Origin of the sequence: Propionicimonas sp. (genome assembly GCF_047606205.1) — a bacterium.
Taxonomy (GTDB): domain Bacteria; phylum Actinomycetota; class Actinomycetes; order Propionibacteriales; family Propionibacteriaceae; genus Propionicimonas.
Map to the genome: position 1 here is coordinate 1 of NZ_JASGES010000014.1, position 2,812 is coordinate 2,812.

Below are 2,812 nucleotides of genomic sequence, written 5' to 3' on the forward strand. Positions count from 1 at the left end.
ACCTGCCACGACGCCGCGGCGTCGGCCCGCGTGCCCAGCAGCACGGCGACCCCGCACGCGGGGCCGGCGAGCAGGGCGTCCAGGTCCTCGGCGACCTCGGGCGCGACATCGTCGAGCAAGCTGACCACGAGAGGCGCCACCGCGTCCGCGCGGTCGGGGTCGGCCCTCAGCACGCCGAGCGGCTCGTCGGCCAACGCCGCCCTGCGCCGGGCCACCAGCGCCCGGAGCTCGGCAAGCGCCACGTCGAACTCCGCGCTGCGGACGCGGTCGTCGCCGGCGAGGGCGACCAGCGGGGCGTCCGAGCCGACCACGACCAGCCGGGTCTCCACCGACCACGGCGCGCAGGCCAGTTCCAGTGCCATCGCGGCCAACGCCGAGCGACGCAGTTCGGGATCCTCCGATGCGACCCCCAGCACCCGGGACCGTTCCGCGTCCACCAGCACGAGCCGATCGCCGCCCACCGTGCCGAGGCTGACCAGCGCCGGGTAGGGGCAGGGGTGATCGCCGCCGTCGGGTGGCTCGGCGAGCGCGGCCACCCAGCGGTCGCGCGTCCCGGTGAACCCCGCGGGCGGAAGGACGGTCGGTGCCGCCCATTCGAGGACGACGGCCGCCGGGGTGACCACGGCGCGCTCGAGGTCCGGCAGTGGAACCGTTCCGGCGTGGCAGTGTCGCCCGACGGCGCGCAGCGCCGCGTCGAGAACGGTGAGCGGCCGGGGTTGCTGCCGCACCCCGAGCCCTGCCCTGAGCCGTGCGACGTCCTCCTCCGGAGGGACGAGGCGGCGGCCCACCGGGCGTTCCCGCAGCCGCAGGTACCGCCGGGTCTCGACGACTCCCAGGATCGCGGCCGCGGCGAGGCTGCCGAGCGTGCCGAGCAGCGGAAGCGCGGGAGCCGGGATGGCCCGGGCGCCGTCCTCGGCCGGTGCCGTGGCGGGCTTCCCCGCTGTGGACGCCGAGGGCAACGGCGACGCCCCCGATGGCTCCGGGGACGGCGACGCCGGCGAGCCGGCCGGCGATCCTGAGGGCGACGAATCCGGCGATCCGTCTCCCGAGCCCGCGGACACCGTCGGCGCGGGACGGCCGTCCGTCCGCTCAGGAGGCAGGTTCGCAGAGGTGTCGGGCGACGAACGGTCCCCGTCCTGGTCGCCCCCGCCGGACGGGGAGGCCGCCGCGCCCTGATCGCCCCCGCGAGAGCTGGAGGGCTGCTCGTGGTCGACCCGCTTCCGCTGAGGGGTGGCCCGGTCGGCCGCGGCGGAGCCGGGGATCGTGAGCCGCCAGCCGACTTCGATGTGGTCGGGGTCCTCGATCAGGTGGCGGTTGGCCTCGGCGATCCTGGGCCAGCGCCCGGCGGCGCCCAGGTGCTCCATCGCGAGGCCGCTGAGCGTGTCGCCCGGCTCGACCCGGACGCGAACGGTGCGCCGGGCAGCGGAGGCGGGCAGCGCGAGCCGGGTGCCGGGCGTCAGCCGGGTGGTCGGGTCGTGGAGGTGTTGGGGGTTGGCGGCGGCGAATTCCCGCCAGCGTCCCCCGTCCCCGAGAAGCCGGGCGCTGATCGACCACAGGTCGTCCCCGGGTTCGACCGTGTAGTGTCCCGCCCCCGCGGCCGGCTGTCCCTCGTCCGCCTCGACCGCGTCCTCGCTGGGCGGGGCGATCGGCTCCCGCGGTGCGGCGACGACAGGCGTGTCCCCGGCCGCGGAGGAGTTCGTCCCGGCGGGCGCGAGGGCGAGGACGGCGAGCAGCAGGCCTGCGCTGATGCTCTGCAGCCCGCCCAGCAGCGGGAGCCGGAGCGGGCGGTGTTCGCGGTCGCCGAGCCGGACGGCCTCGGCGAGGGTGGACGCGGCGAAGGCGGCCCACGCGATCCAGCCGGCCACGGTGAGGACGCCCAGCAGCCCCGACCCGTCCTCGGGCCGCGCGAGGAACGACCAGCCCGACGGCAGCCGACCCCAGGCGAGCAGGGCGAGCGGAGCGCCGACCAGGGCCAGCGCGAGTGCCGCGGCGGCAGCAAGACCCCTCAGCCGGCGCATCACTGCCTCCCCCGGTAGCGGTCAACGATGGACGTCGAGGTCGCGCGCACCTGGATCGAGCCCGGCCAGCCGGGGACGAGCACGTCCGCCAGGGGCACCGTGCAGGTCACGGTGGTGGACACCGCCCCGGGACGGCCGGGGGCTGCGGCGAGGGCGGTGGCGTCCGACTCGACCAGCAGCCGGTCGCACCACAGACCGTCCACCTCCGCCTGGGCGGACGCGAGGTCGCGGGCGACCTGTCGCGCCTCGGCCGGGGTCCGGGCCTGGGAGACACCTCTGGCGGCAGCGGCGGCAGCCTGCTCGACGACACCGCGGGCCAGCCACACCCTCGCTCCGCCCACCACGACACTGAACAGCAGCACCACCACCGGCACGATCATCGCGAACTCCACGGCGGCGGCGCCACGCTCGCCGCGGCGGCCACGGTTCCCGGCGAACGCACCCGTCCTGGTCGGGGCGGGATCCGCCGCAGGGCGGGCGGTCATGGCGGGGTCACCCGCTCCAGCGGCAGGACGGCGCGCTCGACGATCCGTCCCTGCCCCACGTCGAAGAAGACCGGCGCGCGGCCACTGACCGTCACGACCAGGTGGCCCGCGGCAGCCTCCACGCCGATCTGGACGTCCTGGAGCCCGCCGTCGACGGCAATCCGCAGGCCGGCCTTCCTGGCGGCGGCGCCGGCCGCGGTGCCGGTGGCGCGGAGGTCGGCGACCGTGGCCGCCGCCTGCGCGGCGACCGTGCGCGAGTACAGCCAGACGCCCACCTGGACCAGTCCGAGCACGAGCAGCAGGAGCGTC

3 protein-coding genes are annotated in these 2,812 nt (G+C 77.0%); all 3 read right to left on the minus strand.

From position 1 onward, the window contains the following. A partial coding sequence (locus tag QM633_RS00945) for a LysM peptidoglycan-binding domain-containing protein (protein ID WP_415151842.1) occupies positions 1 to 2,018 on the minus strand: 2,018 nt, incomplete at its 3' end. Further along, positions 2,018 to 2,503 carry a TadE/TadG family type IV pilus assembly protein gene (locus QM633_RS00950; protein ID WP_415151843.1) on the minus strand — a complete coding sequence of 162 codons (486 nt, stop codon included), beginning with the start codon at positions 2,501 to 2,503 and terminating at the stop codon, positions 2,018 to 2,020. The genes QM633_RS00950 and QM633_RS00945, both read right to left, overlap by 1 nt. Next, positions 2,500 to 2,812, minus strand: a 313-nt coding sequence (locus tag QM633_RS00955; RefSeq protein WP_415151844.1) for a TadE/TadG family type IV pilus assembly protein, incomplete at its 5' end; no start/stop codon positions are given. The genes QM633_RS00955 and QM633_RS00950, both read right to left, overlap by 4 nt.